The 18511-nt window shown below is 30.4% G+C and carries 11 protein-coding genes; 10 read left to right on the plus strand and 1 reads right to left on the minus strand.

The features are described 5' to 3' along the window. The first annotated feature begins 596 nt into the window (after nt 1-596). From B5E92_RS09000 to B5E92_RS09020, 4 genes are all read left to right on the plus strand, one after another. A complete protein-coding gene (locus tag B5E92_RS09000) occupies nt 597-2102 on the plus strand; it encodes a class I SAM-dependent DNA methyltransferase (RefSeq protein ID WP_204245255.1) in 1506 nt (501 codons plus the stop codon). Then, nucleotides 2092-3198, plus strand: coding sequence for a restriction endonuclease subunit S (locus B5E92_RS09005; RefSeq protein WP_087301445.1), 1107 nt, complete (start codon nt 2092-2094; stop codon nt 3196-3198). Before B5E92_RS09000 ends, B5E92_RS09005 begins: the two co-directional genes overlap by 11 nt. A gap of 299 nt (nt 3199-3497) precedes the next feature. Next, entirely contained in the window at nt 3498-4484 is a 987-nt protein-coding gene (gene xerA, locus B5E92_RS09015) for a site-specific tyrosine recombinase/integron integrase (RefSeq protein WP_087301449.1), read from the plus strand. Nucleotides 4485-4495: 11 nt separating this feature from the next. Next, nucleotides 4496-5044 carry a restriction endonuclease subunit S gene (locus B5E92_RS09020; RefSeq protein ID WP_087301451.1) on the plus strand — a complete coding sequence of 183 codons (549 nt, stop codon included), beginning with the start codon at nt 4496-4498 and terminating at the stop codon, nt 5042-5044. On the opposite strand, the gene B5E92_RS09025 is transcribed toward B5E92_RS09020, so the two are convergent. Continuing rightward, on the minus strand, nt 5041-5532 hold the full coding sequence (locus B5E92_RS09025) for a restriction endonuclease subunit S (protein WP_087301453.1): 492 nt from the start codon (nt 5530-5532) through the stop codon (nt 5041-5043). The genes B5E92_RS09020 and B5E92_RS09025 overlap by 4 nt on opposite strands. 251 nt (nt 5533-5783) lie before the next feature. Between B5E92_RS09025 and B5E92_RS09030 the strand changes: the two genes are divergently transcribed. The 6 genes from B5E92_RS09030 to B5E92_RS09060 all read left to right on the plus strand — a co-directional run bounded on the left by B5E92_RS09030 (nt 5784) and on the right by B5E92_RS09060 (nt 18398). Beyond that, entirely contained in the window at nt 5784-6521 is a 738-nt protein-coding gene (locus B5E92_RS09030) for an ATP-binding protein (protein WP_087301455.1), read from the plus strand. 13 nt (nt 6522-6534) lie between these two features. Next, nucleotides 6535-9597, plus strand: a complete 3063-nt coding sequence (locus tag B5E92_RS09035) for a type I restriction endonuclease subunit R (RefSeq protein ID WP_087301458.1) — start codon at nt 6535-6537, stop codon at nt 9595-9597. A gap of 19 nt (nt 9598-9616) precedes the next feature. Beyond that, the gene (locus tag B5E92_RS09040; protein WP_087301460.1) at nt 9617-10456 is read left to right on the plus strand and encodes a GIY-YIG nuclease family protein; all 840 of its coding nucleotides are present in this window, start codon (nt 9617-9619) and stop codon (nt 10454-10456) included. An 86-nt stretch (nt 10457-10542) separates the two neighbouring features. Next, the gene (locus tag B5E92_RS09045) at nt 10543-12531 is read left to right on the plus strand and encodes an ATP-dependent endonuclease (RefSeq protein WP_087301462.1); all 1989 of its coding nucleotides are present in this window, start codon (nt 10543-10545) and stop codon (nt 12529-12531) included. Between the two features lie 14 nt (nt 12532-12545). Further along, nucleotides 12546-14291, plus strand: a complete 1746-nt coding sequence (locus B5E92_RS09050; protein ID WP_087301464.1) for a UvrD-helicase domain-containing protein — start codon at nt 12546-12548, stop codon at nt 14289-14291. A 1860-nt stretch (nt 14292-16151) separates the two neighbouring features. Further along, on the plus strand, nt 16152-18398 hold the full coding sequence (locus B5E92_RS09060; protein WP_204245256.1) for a DEAD/DEAH box helicase: 2247 nt from the start codon (nt 16152-16154) through the stop codon (nt 18396-18398). Nucleotides 18399-18511: the final 113 nt, after the last annotated feature.

Raw genomic sequence — 18511 nt, forward strand, 5'->3', positions numbered from 1 at the left:
GTTACGAAATAAAAAAGAAACTCAAAATAATATTGCTGTAAAACATCCTTTTGCAAAGAAATTTATTCGTTTAAAATCACTAGGAAATCGATACATAAATAAAAAAGTTAATAGTTTAGGTTTTAGAATTAAACAAGTAGCAATAGTATCTTGATTAAACGTAGAGAATATTATCAAGGAAATAAAAGAACAAAATCAAATTAAACAGATTGAAGTGGGAAGAGTCGAGTTTTTGATTTAATTATTATTAATTAAGTCTTTTATTAAAAATGACTTAATTAAGATTAAAATTATTGAAAAAGAAAAAATTGTAAAAGTTCAAGAAAACTATACAAATGACTAGAAATAATATATATAATTATAGATAGTATGCTAGGAATAATCTATAAAAGTATGTTACAACATTTTTTTAAATTATTAATTGATAGAGGAATTAGAAAAATGAAATACGCTAAGATGACGCTATTAGTCAAAATATGATAAGATTCTCTCGTAATCAATTTTTTATTAAATGCATTGAGAAAAATATGTTGAACTTTAGATTGTAAAATAGATGATACTCTAGAATTTACATTAAGAGATAAGGAGAAATGGTAATGGTAAAAGACAACACAAAAATTGGGTTTGAAAAACAAATATGGGATGCAGCTTGTGTTCTCTGGGGTCATATTCCAGCTGCTGATTATCGTAAAGTGATAGTTGGCTTGATATTTTTAAGATACATTTCTAGTGCTTTTGAAAAACGATACAATGAACTAGTAGAAGAAGGTTATGGTTTTGAAAATGATAAAGATGCATATATAGAAGAAAATATATTTTATGTACCAGAAAAAGCGCGTTGGAATGTAATTGCTTCTGCAGCACATACACCTGAAATCGGAACTGTATTAGATGATGCAATGAGAGCAATCGAAGATGAAAATAAAAGTCTTAAAAATGTATTACCAAAGATATATGGCAGCCCTGATTTAGATAAAAGAGTGCTAGGAGAAGTCGTTGATTTATTTACAAACGAAGTGAAGATGGAAGATATTAATGGAGATCGTGATATATTAGGACGTACATATGAATATTGTATTGCACAGTTTGCTGCATACGAAGGAACAAAAGGTGGCGAATTCTATACACCTTCTAGTATTGTTAAAACGATTGTAGAAATATTGAAACCTTTTGAAGATTGTCGAGTGTATGATCCATGTTGTGGATCAGGAGGAATGTTTGTACAAAGTGTAAAATTCTTGCAGGCACATTCAGGTAATAGAAATAGAATTTCTGTTTACGGTCAAGAATCAAATGCCGATACGTGGAAAATGGCGAAAATGAATATGGCAATTCGAGGTATTGATGCAGACTTTGGACCGTATCAAGCAGATACATTCTTTAATGATTTACATAAAACGTTAAAAGCAGACTTTATCATGGCAAATCCACCATTCAATTTGAAAAACTGGGGACAAGATAAACTAAAAGATGATGTTCGTTGGAAATATGGGTTGCCACCTGAAGGAAATGCAAACTTTGCGTGGATTCAACATATGATTCATCATTTAGCGCCAAATGGAAAAATCGGTTTAGTATTAGCTAATGGAGCCTTATCATCTCAAACATCAGGAGAAGGGAAAATTCGAAAAAATATTATAGAGGCCGATTTAATTGAAGGGATCGTGGCTTTGCCAACACAATTATTTTATAGCGTTACAATTCCTGTAACATTATGGTTTATTAGTAAAAATAAAAAACAAAAAGGAAAGACTCTTTTCATTGATGCACGTAAGATGGGGTATATGGTAGATCGTAAACATAGAGACTTTACTGCTGAAGATATTAAAAAGTTAGCTGATACGTTTGATTCATTCCAAAATGGTACTTTAGAAGAAGTGAAGGGATTTTGTGCAATTACTACTACAGAGGATATAGCAAAACAGGATTATATTTTAACTCCAGGAAGATATGTAGGTATTGAGGAACAAGAAGATGATGGTGAACCATTTGATGATAAGATGAAACGTCTTGCTTCTGAATTGTCTGATATGTTTAAAAAGTCTCAAGAATTAGAGAATGATATACGTAAGAAGTTGGAGGCAATTGGATATGAAGTATAAAAGATATACTCTTGCCGAACTAGCTATTATAAAATATGGAAAAAATCAAAAAAAAGTTCAATCTGATACAGGAAAGATACCTGTTTTGGGAACAGGAGGATTAATGGGATACGCTACAACATTTCTTTATGATAAACCATCTGTTTTGATAGGAAGAAAAGGAACAATAGGAAAAGTTAAATATGTTGAACAACCTTTTTGGACTGTGGATACTCTTTTTTATACTATTGTAAACACTAAGCTTGTCATACCTAAGTATTTGTATTATGTTATGTCGCTTATTGATTTAAATAATTACAACGAGGGAACAACAATTCCAAGTTTAAGAACAGAAACGCTTAATAGATTAGAATTTGATATCCCATCTTTAGAAGATCAAGAAAAAATATTGTCTTTTCTTATTCCAATTGATGAAAAAATAGATATAAATAATAAAATAAACAATAATTTAGAGCAGCAAGCTCAGGCTATCTTTTCAAATGAGTTTTTAACTCTTGAAACGCTACCTGATGGTTGGAAGCAAGCCAGTTTGATAGATATTGCAGACTATCTAAACGGTCTTGCTATGCAAAAATATCGTCCAACTGTTGACGAAACAGGCATTCCGGTTCTTAAAATCAAAGAACTTCGTCAAGGCTGTTGTGATGATAACAGCGAACTGTGTTCTCCAAACATTAAAAGTGAGTACATCATTCACGATGGCGATGTTATCTTCTCTTGGTCAGGCAGTCTGTTAGTTGATTTTTGGTGTGGTGGTATCTGCGGCTTAAATCAGCATTTGTTCAAAGTTACATCAAACAAGTTTGATAAGTGGTTCTACTATGTTTGGACAAAACACCATCTTGACCGCTTTATTGCCGTTGCTGCCGATAAAGCTACAACAATGGGACACATCAAGCGTGATGAACTTTCAAAAGCAGCGGTTCTCATACCCACCGAAGCAGACTACAAGCGAATTGAAGCTTTGCTTCAGCCAATTTACGATTTGATTATCGCAAACCGAATAGAGAACAAAAAGCTTGCTGAAACAAGAGACACGCTTCTTCCAAAACTTATGAGCGGAGAAATTGATATATCGGAGGTAGATTATGAATAGGAAAGACCTCTCAATACCTTTTAATGCACCGCTACATTCACAAGACACAGAACTGCAAACATACGGTTGCATAGCTAATAATCCGGATATATGCGCAAATAACGGATTACCGAATATCTGCGCCTTTTTCTCGGAAGATTGTATTTGTAAAAAAACGTCACGAGCTTGGAAAAAGCAATATGCCAAACTTAAAGGCTAAGCCGCTAAATTATTGTTTATATATGTAAAACTCTTGTGAGTGGCAAGAGTTAATAGAAGAACAGCCACTCTCTATGTGTTCTCAAAAAAGGAGAATATATATGAATGAAATTATAAAAAATATGATATTACATGATATGGTTACATGTTTAGATGATAACCAATATGAAAGATTAAATTGTATACTTATAAAAGTATTGTCTAATTACCAAATTGAAGAGATTCAAAGTGCAACAAATGACAAAACGAATCAACACTATATAGATTCATTTTTATCAGCCAAAAGATTAGAAGGATGCTCTGAAAAATCACTTAAATATTATAAATCAACTATTGAAATAGTACTTAATGCAATAAATAAATCTATTAAAAATGTTACAACTAATGATTTAAGAAATTATTTAACACAATATCAGGAAGAACGTGGATCAAGTAGAGTGACAATAGATAACATACGACGAATATTATCTAGTTTCTTTTCTTGGTTAGAGGATGAAGATTTTATTATAAAAAGTCCTGTTAGAAGAATACATAAGGTTAAATCAGCTTCTGTTATTAAAGAAACGTATAGTGATGAATCATTAGAATTAATGAGAGATAATTGTGATAATTTGCGTGATTTAGCTTTAATTGATATCTTGGCCTCAACTGGGATGCGTGTTGGAGAATTAGTATTGTTAAATAAGGATGATATTAACTTTAGTGAAAGAGAATGTGTAGTGTTTGGTAAAGGTGATAAAGAACGTATCGTTTATTTTGATGCTAGAACAAAAATACATTTACAAAATTATTTAAATAGTCGAAATGATGATAATAAAGCATTATTTGTTACTTTAAGAAAGCCATTTAATCGTATTACCATTAGTGGAATAGAAACAAGAATTAGAGAGATGGGGAGAAAATTAGATATTCATAAAGCTCATCCTCACAAATTTAGAAGGACGTTAGCAACAAAGGCAATTGATAAAGGAATGCCCATTGAACAATTACAAAAATTGTTAGGACATCAAAAGATTGATACAACATTGCAATATGCAATGGTTAAACAAAGTAATGTAAAAATTGCACATAAAAAATATATAGGATAGGAGTTTACATAATGAATTACGAAATAAAAACATTAAATGAGCTATCTTTAGACGGAAGAGGATCATACGGTATTGCAGCTTCGGCAGTTCCTTATTCTGATGAGTTATATACTTATTTAAGAATTACCGATATTAAAGATGACGGGAATTTGGATAAATCAAATTTAATGTCAGTGGCTGATAAAAAAGCGTATAACTATACTTTAAAAAAGAATGATATTGTATTTGCAAGAACAGGAGCAAGCACAGGAAGGAATTATTTTTATGATGAAACGGATGGAGAATTGGTTTATGCTGGTTTTTTGATTAAATTTAGTTTAGACGTTAAAAAAATCAATCCAAAATTTGTTAAGTATTATTGTCAATCTAAAGCCTATAAAGACTGGATTCATTCTTTTAATACTGGTAGCACACGTGGCAATATTAATGCAAAAACATACGGTACTTTGCCTATCCCGGTATTTCCGAGAAATTATCAAAATAAAGTTGTTAGTATATTAGATTCTATTGATTTGAAAATAAAAAATAATATAGACATAAACAATAATTTAGCGGCTTAGAGGTCAATATTTGAGACATCAAGCTCGCCAGACATAAGTTTATATAAAAGGGTATCTCTAAGCATTGCAAGATGTTCGTTCTGCCTGCTATTGGCAAAAATTTGATTGAAAATTGATTTGCAATAATCATCAAATGCTCTAACTTTATCTACTGGCGGAATTAAAATAGTTTTTGTTTCAATAAAACCTGTAAAGTCAAGATTTTTAATTCCTGTTGTACCGTTTTCGTAAGAGAAAAAGACACCTTTATCATACAGATATTGCCAATAATAGTAGATAAACAGACTGTATCCTTCTTTGGGCTTCATTGCCTTGCAGAAATTTGTACAAACCATACCGCTATCATAACGGTCGAGTAATGATTGAGTTATAGCAGTACACCTTCCAGTTGATTGAGAAGGACTTCCTCCTGATATTTCAATAACAATATCACCAGCCGTAAGTTGTTTTGTAGCAAAGTTTTTCGGAAGAATATATCTTGTAGGCATTTTACCTTTATTGCCAGCTTTAACATCAGGAATATCAGCACCTCTAATACAGTAAACTTTTTCAGTATTATTACCTGTCGATGCTTCTTTTCCCCAGTCACCATTTAAGGTTGACTTAATAAGTTCAGAGAATGTTCCTACTGACCATTTGTTGTTTTCAGGATTGTCTATAAACCATTCTTTGAATATTGCCTGAGCTTGTTGCTCTAAATTATTGTTTATATTATTAGAAATTGAGGTAGGTAATTAATATGGCTAAAATTACAGTTGATATTGAGAAAATAAAAGAAAATTTACAAAATATTGGATATGAAATAACGGATTGTATAGAACGCAATAATAATGGAAAAAATTGGCAATTTAAATTTAGTAATAGCGGAGCTATTGTTACAATATATGATTCAAACGTTGTAAAAAATAGTGTTGTTAATGGTAAATGCGACTCAGAGGAAAGAGAAAAATTAAAAATGATCGTAGATGGGTTTAAAAGTAATGAAATTCTGCTAAAAGATATTAATAAAACTATAGTTAATATTATTAGATCTAAAAAAGAAGATTATTTCTACGATTTTAAAGAAATACTTCATAAAGATAATGAACAATTACTTCATGATATATTGTGCCTTAGTAATAACTTAGAAAATAAAGATGCTTATTTAATTATAGGGGTAAGAGATGATTATGAGGTAATAGGTATTAATGATGAGTGGAAATCAAATAATATATATGATTTTATAAAATCATTAAAATTTGCAGGTGATAGAAGACCAAACATTCAAATAGATGAAATATATTTTAAGTATAAAAAGATTATGGTTATTAAATGTGTAGCATCATCTGATGTACCATTTTATCTAGAAAAACGGTATAAGGGGATTAATGACCATCAAATTTATACTCGTGTTGGAGATACGAACACGCCTCGAAATCAGCATGCCAGCTATAATGATATAGAGAGATTGTGGAGCTTTCATTTCAATAAAAAATAAAGGAGTGAGAAACATGTATCAAGGATATAATGAAGAAAGTTATGAAAATTCAATAGTAGATTTATTTGAAAATGGCTTACAATATCAGCATGTTTATGGTCCTAATATTGGAAGAGATTTTTATAGTCCTTTATATGAAGATGTCTTAGTAGAATCAATTGAAAGAATTAACAGTGGATTACCTCATAGTGCAATAGATGATGCATTGTATAAGTTAAAAAACTTTGAAAATGGGGAATTAGTTCAAAAGAACATGGTATTTATGGATTATCTTCAAAATGGTGTGCCAGTTCGTTATTTTGATGGTAGTGAAGAAAAATCATCAATAGTTTATCTAATTGACTACAGTAATGTAGATAGTAATTCATTTATTGTTGCTAATCAATGGACATATATTGAAAATAGTAATAAAAGACCAGACATTATATTATTTATAAATGGATTGCCTTTGGTGATTATGGAATTAAAATCTCCTTCTAGAGAAGAAACTGATGCTTCAGAGGCTTATCGTCAATTACGCAATTATATGCATGAGATTCCTTCAATGTTTATTTATAATGCTATTTGTGTTATGAGTGATCACCTTGTCTCAAAAGCAGGAACGATTACTTCGGGTGAAGATCGATTTATGGAGTGGAAGAGTAAAGATGGAAATCGAGTAAATGATAAGTTTGCTCAATTTGATACTTTTTTTGAAGGCGTTTTTGAAAAAGAAAGATTGTTAGATATTATTAAAAATTTTATTTGTTTTTCAAATGAAGGAATTAAAACTTTTAAAATATTAGCTGGATATCATCAATATTTCGCAGTAAAAAAAGCCATCGTTTCGACACAAAATGCAACACAAACCGATGGAAAAGCAGGAGTATTTTGGCATACACAAGGAAGTGGAAAATCATTATCCATGGTGTTCTATGCTCACTTATTACAAAAAGCATTAAATAGTCCAACTATTGTCGTTATTACTGATAGAAATGATTTGGATGATCAGTTATATGGGCAATTTAGTAAATGTAAAGATTTTTTAAGACAGACACCTATTCAAGCAGAAAGCAGAGATCATTTAAAGAAATTATTAGAAGGTAGACAAGCTAATGGAATCATCTTTACAACAATGCAAAAGTTTGAAGAATATGGTGTTGCACTTTCTGATAGAAGAAATATTGTTGTAATGGCAGATGAAGCACATCGTGGACAATACGGATTAACTGAAAAAATAAAAATGACTAAAAATGAACAAGGTGAAGAAATAGCAAAACGTACAGTGGGAATTGCCAGAATTATTCGTGACAGTTTGCCTAATGCGACTTTTATTGGATTTACTGGAACACCTATTTCTTCAGCAGACCGTAATACTACGGAGGTTTTTGGTAAATATATAGATATATATGACATGACACAAGCGGTAGAAGACGGTGCAACAAGACCAGTGTATTATGAAAGTCGTGTTGTAAAATTAAATTTGGATGAAGATACTTTAAAAATCATAGATGATGAATATGATTTAATGGCTAGTAATGCTGATGAAGTGGTTATTGAAAAGAGTAAGAAGAAGTTAGGGCAAATGGAGGCTATTCTTGGTAATGATAGTACGATAGATTCTTTGGTAAATGATATAATCTATCATTATGAAGAAAATCGTGAACACTTATTAACAGGTAAAGCCATGATTGTCGCTTACTCTAGATCGATTGCGCTGAAGATTTATGAAAAAATACTTGAATTAAGACCTCAGTGGAAACAAGAAGAAAAGGTTGCTGTAGTAATGACTTCAGGAAATAAAGATCCTGAAGAATGGCATGCAATTATTGGAAATAAAGCACATAAAGAAGAACTAGCTAAGAAGTTTAAAGATAATAGTAGCTCTTTAAAAATTGCAATTGTTGTGGATATGTGGTTAACAGGATTTGATGTACCATCATTAGCAACAATGTATGTTTATAAACCAATGCGTGGACATAATTTGATGCAGGCCATTGCTCGAGTTAATCGTGTCTTTAGAGATAAAGAAGGTGGGCTTGTTGTTGATTATATTGGTATTGCAGGAGCTTTAAAACAAGCAATGAATGATTATACAACAAGAGATAAAAAGAATTATGGAGATATGAATATCGTAGATATGGCTTATCCTAAATTCTTGGAGAAATTATCAGTTTGCCAGGATTTGTTCTATGGTTATGATTATAGTTTATTTAAAACTGGAACAGAATTACAAAGAGCAAAAGTGATTTCTGGTGCAGTAAACTTCATCATTGATCCAGTAAGAGAGGAAGATAAAGATATTTTTGTTAAGGAAGCATTATTAATGCATCAAGCATTATCGTTATGTTCATCTATTGTCGATGAAGAAAAGCGATTTGAGGCAGCCTTTTTTGAAACAATTCGTGTCATGGTAAATAGATTAATGAATAATGGTAATGGTCAGAAGCTATCCTTGCCAGATATTAATGAAAGAATAAATGAATTGTTAAAGCAAAGCATTAAAAGTGATGGAGTAATCAATCTTTTTTCATCAATTAAGGAAGAATTTTCATTGTTTGATCCTAAATTTCTTGAAGATGTTGCAAAAATGAAAGAAAAAAACTTAGCCATTGAATTGTTAAAACGATTAATAGCAGATCAAGTAGCTGTATATAAGAGAACTAACGTTGTAAAATCTGCAAAATTTAGCGAGATTATAAAAGCAACACTTAATCGCTATATTAATGGAATGATCACAAATGAGGAAGTAATACAAGAACTTTTAATATTAGCAAAACAAATTACTGATGCACAAAATGAAGGTAATAAGTTAGGTCTTACAGCTGATGAATTAGCTTTTTACGACGCATTAACAAAGCCACAAGCAATTAAAGATTTTTATGAGAATGAAGAGTTAATTGCAATAACTAAGGAACTAGCAGATACACTTCGTAAAAACAGTACTATTGATTGGCAGAAGAGAGAATCAGCAAGAGCAAATATGAGGATGAAGATTAAGAGATTATTAAAGATACATAGATATCCACCTGATGGAATGGATGATGCAGTTCAAACTGTCATGATGCAATGTGAGATGTGGGCTGATAACCAATGATTGATAGGAGTGTAATATTATGGTTTATGGAAAAGCAATAGAGTTATTTCTAGTAAATGGGACCGCAGAGAGTTTAGTAACTGCTGAATTATCAAATTGGAATGGTAAAGCAATTAAAATCCCTAGAACAGAAGTTCAACAATGTAATCGGGATGATATAAGAAATGCAGGAGTATATTTCTTATTTTGTAAGGAAGATTCTGATGTGGATTCTGTTTACATAGGAGAAGCAGAAAATGTGTTGGATAGACTTAATCAACATTTAAGAGATTATAATTCTGATAAAGAAAAATACTATTGGAATTCAGCTGTTATTTTTACTGGATGGGATTTAAATAAAGCTTTGATACGTTATTTAGAAAATAGGTTTGTCGAGATAGCAAGGGAATGTGGCCGTTATCAAATATTAACTAAAAATACATATAAAAACACGGTAATGAAAGAATCACAAATTGCTTCTATGGAAGAATTTATAGATAATGTTAAGATAATTATTAATACATTAGGATATAAAGTTCTAGAACCAGTTCCACATGCAGATGAAAAAACAGTGTATTTGTACTGCAAAGGAAGTGGAGCAAATGCTAAAGGGTTTGTTAGTTCTGGTGGATTTACAGTTTTAAAAGGCTCAAAAGTTTCAGATCATATGGTTTCTTCTTTTGAGTTAAGGGGTAGATCTTATTTTAATTTAAGAAATAAATTAGTAAATGATGGAATTATTGTAAATGATATTTTTGAAAAAGATTATGAATTCAATGCACCATCAGCAGCGTCTGCAGTAATTCTTGGGCGAACAAGTAATGGAAATGTCGATTGGAAAAATTGCGATGGGAAATCTTTGAAAGATATAATTTTTTGATAAATTAATAGCAAAGAGAATACTAAAATTTTATTTCTTATTAATGATAATTTAAAAAACAAATTTGAACTTAGGGGGGGAAATGTATGCGATTGTCAAAAATTATAATTCGAAATTATAGACTTCTTATTGATGCAGAATTAGAGGTTGATTCTCAGACGACATTAATTGTAGGACGTAATAATACTGCAAAAACATCATGCTTTGAATGTATAGGAAAAATTTTGACTGGAGATGCCTTTTCTTTTAATGATTATCCATTGAAAAAAAGAGATAATTTATATAAAAATATCGATTTATTTATGGAGAAAAAAATTAAGTTTGAAGATCTTTGTAATCGTGTAGAGCCAATAAGTGTAGATTTTCTAGTAGATTATTCCTTGGATAATTCAGATGATAATTTAGGTGCGTTATCGCCATTTATTATTGATTTGGACATGGACATTACTACAGCATTAATTCGAGTTGAATATAAACTAAGAGTCGACGAAAATAAATTTTGGAAAATACTAGAGAAAAGCTACTATAGTGAAGAAGTTTTTAAGGTTTCTAATGATGCTCATGATGCAATTGCAAGTAATTTTCATAAATTGTTTGAAATTGTAGTTTATGCAGTAAATCCCAAAAATGAAGAAATAATACAAAGAAAAAGACAATCTGAATTAGCCGAATTATTTCCTTTTCAGATTATTAGGGCAGAACGAAGGCTTGGGGAAGATGGAACAAGTGATGATACTCTCTCTTCACTCATTTCCAGTTATTTTGATATGAATGAAGATGAACTTGATCCAAGTGTTTCAAAGAAAATAATGGAACTTCGTAGTGTCGTCGAAAATGCAAATAAAAAGGTTCAGAATCAAAGCGATAGTATTTTAAGTGAACTTGTGGATAAAGCGATAGGTTTTGGATATCCAAATAGAGAAGAACTTCAATTAGGGGTTACAACTCATTTGAGTATTGATGATCAAATAAAAAATCAAACTATGCTTTCCTATACTTTCGGCAATAGTAATGAAAGTCTTCCAAGTAGTTATAATGGTTTAGGATATAAAAATTTAATTAAAATGGAATTTCTTCTTTCGGCGTATGCTAAAAGGGTTGAGAAATGTGGCAATGCAGTTATACCTTTACTTTTTATTGAGGAGCCAGAGTCTCATATGCATCCACAAATGCAACATGCTTTTGCTCAATACTTGGAAGAATTCATTACTAAAATAACTGCGGCTAAAGTACAAGTTCTTTTGACTTCTCACTCAGCTCATATAGCTAACACTATGATTTTTCAAAAGATTAGATATACACAGAAAACAAAAAACGGTGTGATTTATAAAAATCTGAATACATTTGCTAAGGAAAATTCTGATAATGTTGAGTTCATCAGAAAATATCTTACATTAACTAAATGTGATTTATTTTTTGCTGATAAAGCAATATTTATTGAAGGAGCATCAGAGCGCTTACTTTTACCAGATATGATTGATAAATGTAAAAGATTAGGCGATTTTGATTCTCAAAAGTATCAACTTCCTGATCAGTATTATACCCTAATAGAGATTGGTGGTGCGTACGCATATAAATTTATACCTTTTATTAAATTTTTAGGAATACCTTGTCTCATTCTTACTGATTTAGATTCTGTGGCTGGTAAATCTGGCAAAAACGAAAGAATTTATTACCGATCTGTTCCAGTTTCACAAGGAGAAACAACATCTAATGAAACCATAAAATGGTGGATTCGAAAAAATAAAGAATTATCTGAAGAAGACAAAACCAAAATCCCTTTATCTGAAATTATGACGATGTCACCTGACGATAAAACAATAGATAAATGCCACATTGAATTTCAAACAGAAGAGAATGGATTCTGCTGTCATTCGCTAGAAGAAGCAATCCGAAATGTTAATCGAGAGTATTTTGGCCTAGATGAATCTTCAACAGAAGATGATCTAGAGTTTACTGGGAAAAGTAAGACTGACTTTGCGCTCAAACTCATTGATGAATGCTCCGATTATATAATACCTAGATATATTAGATTAGGACTGAAATGGCTTAATGAGCAACAGGTGCTTGAATAAGGAGGTGTTAAAACTTGAGAGAAGTAAATAAAAATTCTAACTATGTCTTTGCAAAAGCTGAAGCTGATAAAGTAGATGATCAGATTATAGAGGTACTTCGAAGCGGAAGCAGTTTTCGCGTAGAGGCTGGCGCAGGCTCAGGAAAGACATATTCATTGAACAAAGTAATTGATTGGATTCAAAAAAATAAATGGCTAGATTATCAACGAAAAAAGCAGAATGTTATTTGTATTACATATACCAATGCTGCTGTAGATGTGATCGCTGGACGTTTATCAAAAGATACATTTATTCTTCCGTCTACCATCCATTCTTTTGCATGGAATGCAATAAAACAGTATCAAAACTATCTTATTGATATTGTTACAAGTGATTCTGATTTTTTAGTAAGTGAAGATGATTTTTTTAAAGTTACAGAGGTTACGTACACACTTGGACATCGCTACAAAGAAAATGGAATTCAATATTTGTATCACGATGATGTTCTAAAATTATTTTGTCATCTCTTAGATAATGCAAAATTTCGACGTATTTTTGCTGATAATTATCCATTGATTTTGATAGATGAGTATCAAGATTCTTACAAGCCTATTATTGATCGTTTTGTTGATTTTTTTATTGCAAAGAAAGAGGGACCTCAGTTTGGATTTTTTGGTGATTCCTGGCAAACTATTTATCAATCTAATAATGCTTGTGGTCTAATTGAGAATGAGAATCTTGAGGTTGTAAGGAAAGGTTCAAACTTCAGATCTGCACCAAAAATTGTCCAACTCCTAAATGATTTACGTCCAGATTTACCTCAAACATCGGCGATTGATGATTTTGAAGGTGAAATAGTTGTAATTACCTGTGATGATTACAGTGGTCCTCGTCGGATAGAACGTAATTTTAGAGATGATTTACCAGCCGAAGAATTAAAAAAACGTCTAAGCAATGTTTGTCAGAGAATCAAACAAACGACATCTAAAGATGATACGTTAAAAGTATTGATGATAACTCACAAAGTTCTTGCTATACAACAAGGATATGATCAACTTTTAGATGTTTTAGCTGATGGGTTGAGAGACAAAGAAGATCCGTTCCTTTTGTTTTTTATGGATATCATCGAACCGGTTTATAGAGCACTTGATGACTCAAATATGCAATTGCTTTTTGATACTTTGAGCATAAGACGTTTTCCTATTTTAAACAAATCCGAAAAAATTAAATGGAATGAATTTAAAAAGAAACTAGCTTTAGCTAGAACTAGGAGAGCAATTGATGTATTTGAGTTAGTTAGACAAAGTCAATTAATACCTATTCCACCAAAATTGATAGAATGGTATTATTTATATCAAAATGCGCCTGAAACAATGTATGTTTCTAATGTTTCCATACAATCGTTTTTAGAGTTGGGGTATATGCAATTTAAGTCAGCAATCGATTTTTTGTTTCCTAATGCAATCTTTTCGACAGATCATGGTGTCAAGGGAGAAGAGTATGATAATGTTGTTTTTGTTATTAGCAAAGGGTGGAATTTATATCAATTTGATACATATGCTCCCATGATAACTGGGCATTCTGAAGTACCAAAAAATAAACTATCTTCATATGAGAGAAACAGGAATCTGTTTTATGTTTGCTGTTCTAGAGCAAAAAAAAGGCTAGTTTTTTTTGTTTCCATTCCGATAGATTCAACATTTAAATCTTTTCTTAATGAAGTAGTTGGATCAGAAAACATTTATACGTATAATCAATACCTTGATTTAGAGATATCATAATAAAAATAAATTTTTCATTTTAGTTTAATATAATAATTGAAGAACTTTTTAATATTTATGTAATTGTTTATTTACTTATAAACAGATATTTAGAGAATTATGTATGCAACTTGGATATATTTTGAATACTTAATATAATTTAAGATGTTTAGAATTGATATTATCTGTGCAATCTTATTCGACGGAAATAAAAGAAATATCCTTGAATTGGGAATCGTAGGAATTTAATCAGCAATCAATAGAAATCTCAGTTATGCTAAAATCAGTTATTGTGATTGAAAGTCAAGAAGAAAAAAATTTATGTTATAATATTTGTACATTGTATTTTTGATAGATAAATTTTGCAATAAGAATTTTAGAGTTAATGTCGTCGTAAAAAACAGTAAATATCTATATAAATTGTAGTGAATTAGAATTTGATAATAAAAAATCTTTTACAGAACTTAAAGCAAAATTTAAGCTTTTAGATGGTTTTTCTTTGTATAAATCATCAATTAAAATAGGCAGTTTCATCAGATTTTTTGCGGTAGAAGAATCGATTGAACAATTAATAGACTCGATTTTACATATGGAATATACACATGATCATGAGGAAGATAAGTATAATATACATGTATTTTTAAAAGTAAAAGACTCTGAGTGATTAAATCAATTAAATCTAATTGTTATTAGTCAGTACAATGGATTTCCTTTAGAAAACGGTGAGTAAACGATTTAATTGATTTCACTAATGATCAGGAGCGTTGCTTGCTATCTAAAGGACGGTGTATCGATATAATATGGAATATTTATTTTACTTGTATAATTCAATAGCTGAGATTGCTGTAGAATATCATCCGGAATTTGATTTTTTCAGTATGATTCATGATCAATTTATTGATAATAAATATCAGAAATAGAAGGATAATCTTAAATATATAGGTAATAGTGCTAAAGAAAAAATACTATGCAGAAAGAGCTCTTAATCTTTTGAGAGAGGAATTAAATAGATTTGTAAACTACAATCGTGATGAAGTTAAGGTTGGTGGTTCCAAAGTTGAAGTGATGAATTTATACAGAGAAAGTATGGTGTGTGCTGTAAAAATTAGGAATGTATTCTCAAGGCTTTGCTATGCGGTTGCTTAGTTTCTAACAGCCTTAAAACTCTATAAAAAACATTAACTTTCTCAAATGCCAGAAAATACAACGATTATACTTTGACTTGTTTTGGAAAGATTATATAGAGAATTGAAATAGATGCCTTCAATTAGAATAATTAGAAATACTAATGCTAAAAATAGATTAATAAAAAAAGTAATTCGTTTGCAAAGCTTAAAACCGTTAATATATACTAATTATCGTAAAAATTAAGAGTGATTAATTTAGTAACTAATAGCTGAAAAGAACTCATATAGAATGCTGATATTGTGTATATGGTAAGTTATGGGAGATTTATATTATCTAACGAAGATTTAGAGTTAGGATTGATTAGATGATTTAAAGGAATGTAATCAACAAGAGTTTATTTTAGGTATTTTTATTAGAAAAATAGAACTTGATTTAGAAGAGATAAATACGATTTTTAAAGCATAGAAGAACAGAATACTAGAATAATATGTTTATTTTAGATGATGTCATGGTGTTATTATATAGAAATATACAATAAAAATAATAGGAAAATTTATAAAATATTGATATTTTTAGATTTATATTTTGAAAAATTGGAATGTTATAAATATTTTTAGTGTAAGCATTCTATTACAGATAAGTATGAAAGGAGTGCATAGAAATAATGATTGATTTCAAAAAAAATTAAATTCTACTAAAGTGGCAAGAAAGACAGAACCTTGTGAGTTGTATTCAACTTTGGACAGAAAAAGTGTGGCTGGTCCGTTGCGTCCTGCACAGGAATACATTTTAAAGAAATGGTACGAAAGACATCATGATGATAAAGACTTGATTATAAAGTTACATACGGGAGAAGGGAAAACATTAATTGGATTGTTATTGTTACAATCGATGATTAACTCAAAAAATGGTCCATGTTTGTATATTTGTCCTAATCTATATTTGACTACACAGGTATGTTCTGAAGCAGAAAAATTTGGTATACCATATTGTGTAATAGAGAGTGATAATCAAATACCAGATGAATTTGTTGGTGGTAAAAAAATTCTTATAACAAATGCACATAAAGTATTCAATGGAAAATCTATTTTTGGAATAGATAATAACCATATCAATGTTGGTACCGTAATACTAGATGATTCACATGCATGTATAGATGTAATAAAAGAAGCTCAGACGATTACTATAAAAAGATCAGAAAACGAAGATGTATATTTAAAAATAGTATCACTGTTTTCAGACGAATTGATAGGACAAGGAGAAGGAAGTTTCTTGGATATAAATAATGGTGATTTTGATACTTTTATGCCAGTTCCTTATTGGAGTTGGTACGATAAAAAAACGGAGATGTTAAAGATACTAGCAGATGCAGGTGGGGTAATATCAGTTCAGTTTGTATGGCCATTAATGAGAGATAGAATTAAAGACTACAGCTGCTATATTTCGGGAAGTGAAATAGAGATTGTTCCCTACAATGCTAATGTAGATGTATTTGGCTCGTTTTCTAAGGCAAAACATAGAATATTAATGTCAGCAACCACACAAGATGATGCTTTTTTTGTTAAAGGGTTATCGTTTAGTACCAATGCTGTAAAAAAACCATTAGTATTTAAAGAACAAAAATGGTCTGGAGAGAAGATGGTTATTATACCGTCATTGATAAATGAATCATGCGATAGAGATTTAGTAGTTACTGAATTTTCAAAAATGACAAATAAAAAATTTGGAATGGTTGCATTAGTCCCGAATACTCGAAGAGCAAATCACTATAGTAAATTAGGAGCAATTTGTGCTGATAGAGGTAATATTTTTAACGTAATTGAATTGCTTAAAAAGAAAGAGTTTGAAAAAATTGTTGTGATTAACAACAGATATGATGGCATAGATTTACCGGATGAAAGTTGTAGAATACTTATAATGGATTCAATGCCATTTTTCAATAGTTTATCTGACAAGTATGAAAAGAAATGTAGACCTAATAGTGAAATAATTAATAAAAAAATTGCGCAGAAAATTGAGCAAGGCTTTGGAAGAGGTGTTAGAGGGGAAAAAGATTATTGTGCAATATTAATAATTGGTTCAGATCTTGTGAAATTTATGAGAAGTGTTACTACCAAAAAGCATTTTTCTGTACAGACACAAAAACAAATAGATATTGGGCTGGAAATTGCTGAGATGGCAAGTGAAGAACAGAATCAAGATGAACGAGCAATAAAACCAGTTATTTCTTTGATAAAGCAGATGCTTACTAGAGATGATGGTTGGAAAGAATACTATAATAGTGAAATGGAATTAATTGAGCAGATAGAAAATGAATCTAGCATATATGATCAATTATTAGAAGAGTCAGAAATTGAAAAATTGTATACACTAGAAGAATATGAGATGGCTGCAACTGCAATGCAAAAATTTATCGACAAATATGCAAGGGATATATTGGAGAAGGGATGGTATTTGCAACAACTTGCAAGATACTATTATCCAATTAGAAAGGAAGAGGCTGTTAAGCTTCAAAAAGTTGCATTCAAATCAAATTCGCAATTAATGAAACCGAAAGTTGGGATTGAATACACAAAGGTATCATTTATTCATGAGAATAGAATGAATAAAATTCGTGAATATTTGAATCAATATAGTAATTATAATGAATTCTTATTAGCAGTTGATGAAATATTGGATAATTTGTCATTCGGAATCGAAGCAGATAAATTTGAAGCGGCTTTTAAGGAAATTGGAGAGTTACTTGGTTTTATGAGTCAAAGACCCGATACTGAAATAAGAAAGGGACCTGATAATTTGTGGTGTGGGACAAATAACGAGTACACATTTTTTGAATGCAAAAGCGAAGTAGACGAATCAAGACAAGAAATAAGTAAACACGAAGCAGGACAAATGAATAGTCATTGTGCATGGTTTGAGTCAGAGTATGGAAAAAATGTAACAGTTAATAGATACTTAGTGATTCCAACTAAAGAACTTTCCTTTTATGGTGATTGTTGATTAGCGAATTATATTAGCTAATTATTTTCAAATTAAATTAGTTATTTTTGAAGAAGATTTTTATAAATTAATTATGATAGTCAAATTATTTTAACTATTATATTTAAATTATT

The sequence above is a fragment of the Erysipelatoclostridium sp. An15 genome, assembly GCF_002160675.1.
In the GTDB taxonomy this organism is placed as follows: Bacteria; Bacillota_I; Bacilli_A; order Erysipelotrichales; family Coprobacillaceae; genus Thomasclavelia; species Thomasclavelia merdavium.

Bases quoted from the DNA above. Each gene is read 5' to 3' on its own strand.
- B5E92_RS09000 (WP_204245255.1), top strand. From the start codon at position 597: ATGGTAAAAGACAACACAAAAATTGGGTTTGAAAAACAAATATGGGAT.
- B5E92_RS09005 (WP_087301445.1), top strand. From the start codon at position 2,092: ATGAAGTATAAAAGATATACTCTTGCCGAACTAGCTATTATAAAATAT.
- xerA (WP_087301449.1), top strand. From the start codon at position 3,498: ATGAATGAAATTATAAAAAATATGATATTACATGATATGGTTACATGT.
- B5E92_RS09020 (WP_087301451.1), top strand. From the start codon at position 4,496: ATGAATTACGAAATAAAAACATTAAATGAGCTATCTTTAGACGGAAGA.
- B5E92_RS09025 (WP_087301453.1), bottom strand. From the start codon at position 5,532: ATGCCTACAAGATATATTCTTCCGAAAAACTTTGCTACAAAACAACTT.
- B5E92_RS09030 (WP_087301455.1), top strand. From the start codon at position 5,784: ATGGCTAAAATTACAGTTGATATTGAGAAAATAAAAGAAAATTTACAA.
- B5E92_RS09035 (WP_087301458.1), top strand. From the start codon at position 6,535: ATGTATCAAGGATATAATGAAGAAAGTTATGAAAATTCAATAGTAGAT.
- B5E92_RS09040 (WP_087301460.1), top strand. From the start codon at position 9,617: ATGGTTTATGGAAAAGCAATAGAGTTATTTCTAGTAAATGGGACCGCA.
- B5E92_RS09045 (WP_087301462.1), top strand. From the start codon at position 10,543: ATGCGATTGTCAAAAATTATAATTCGAAATTATAGACTTCTTATTGAT.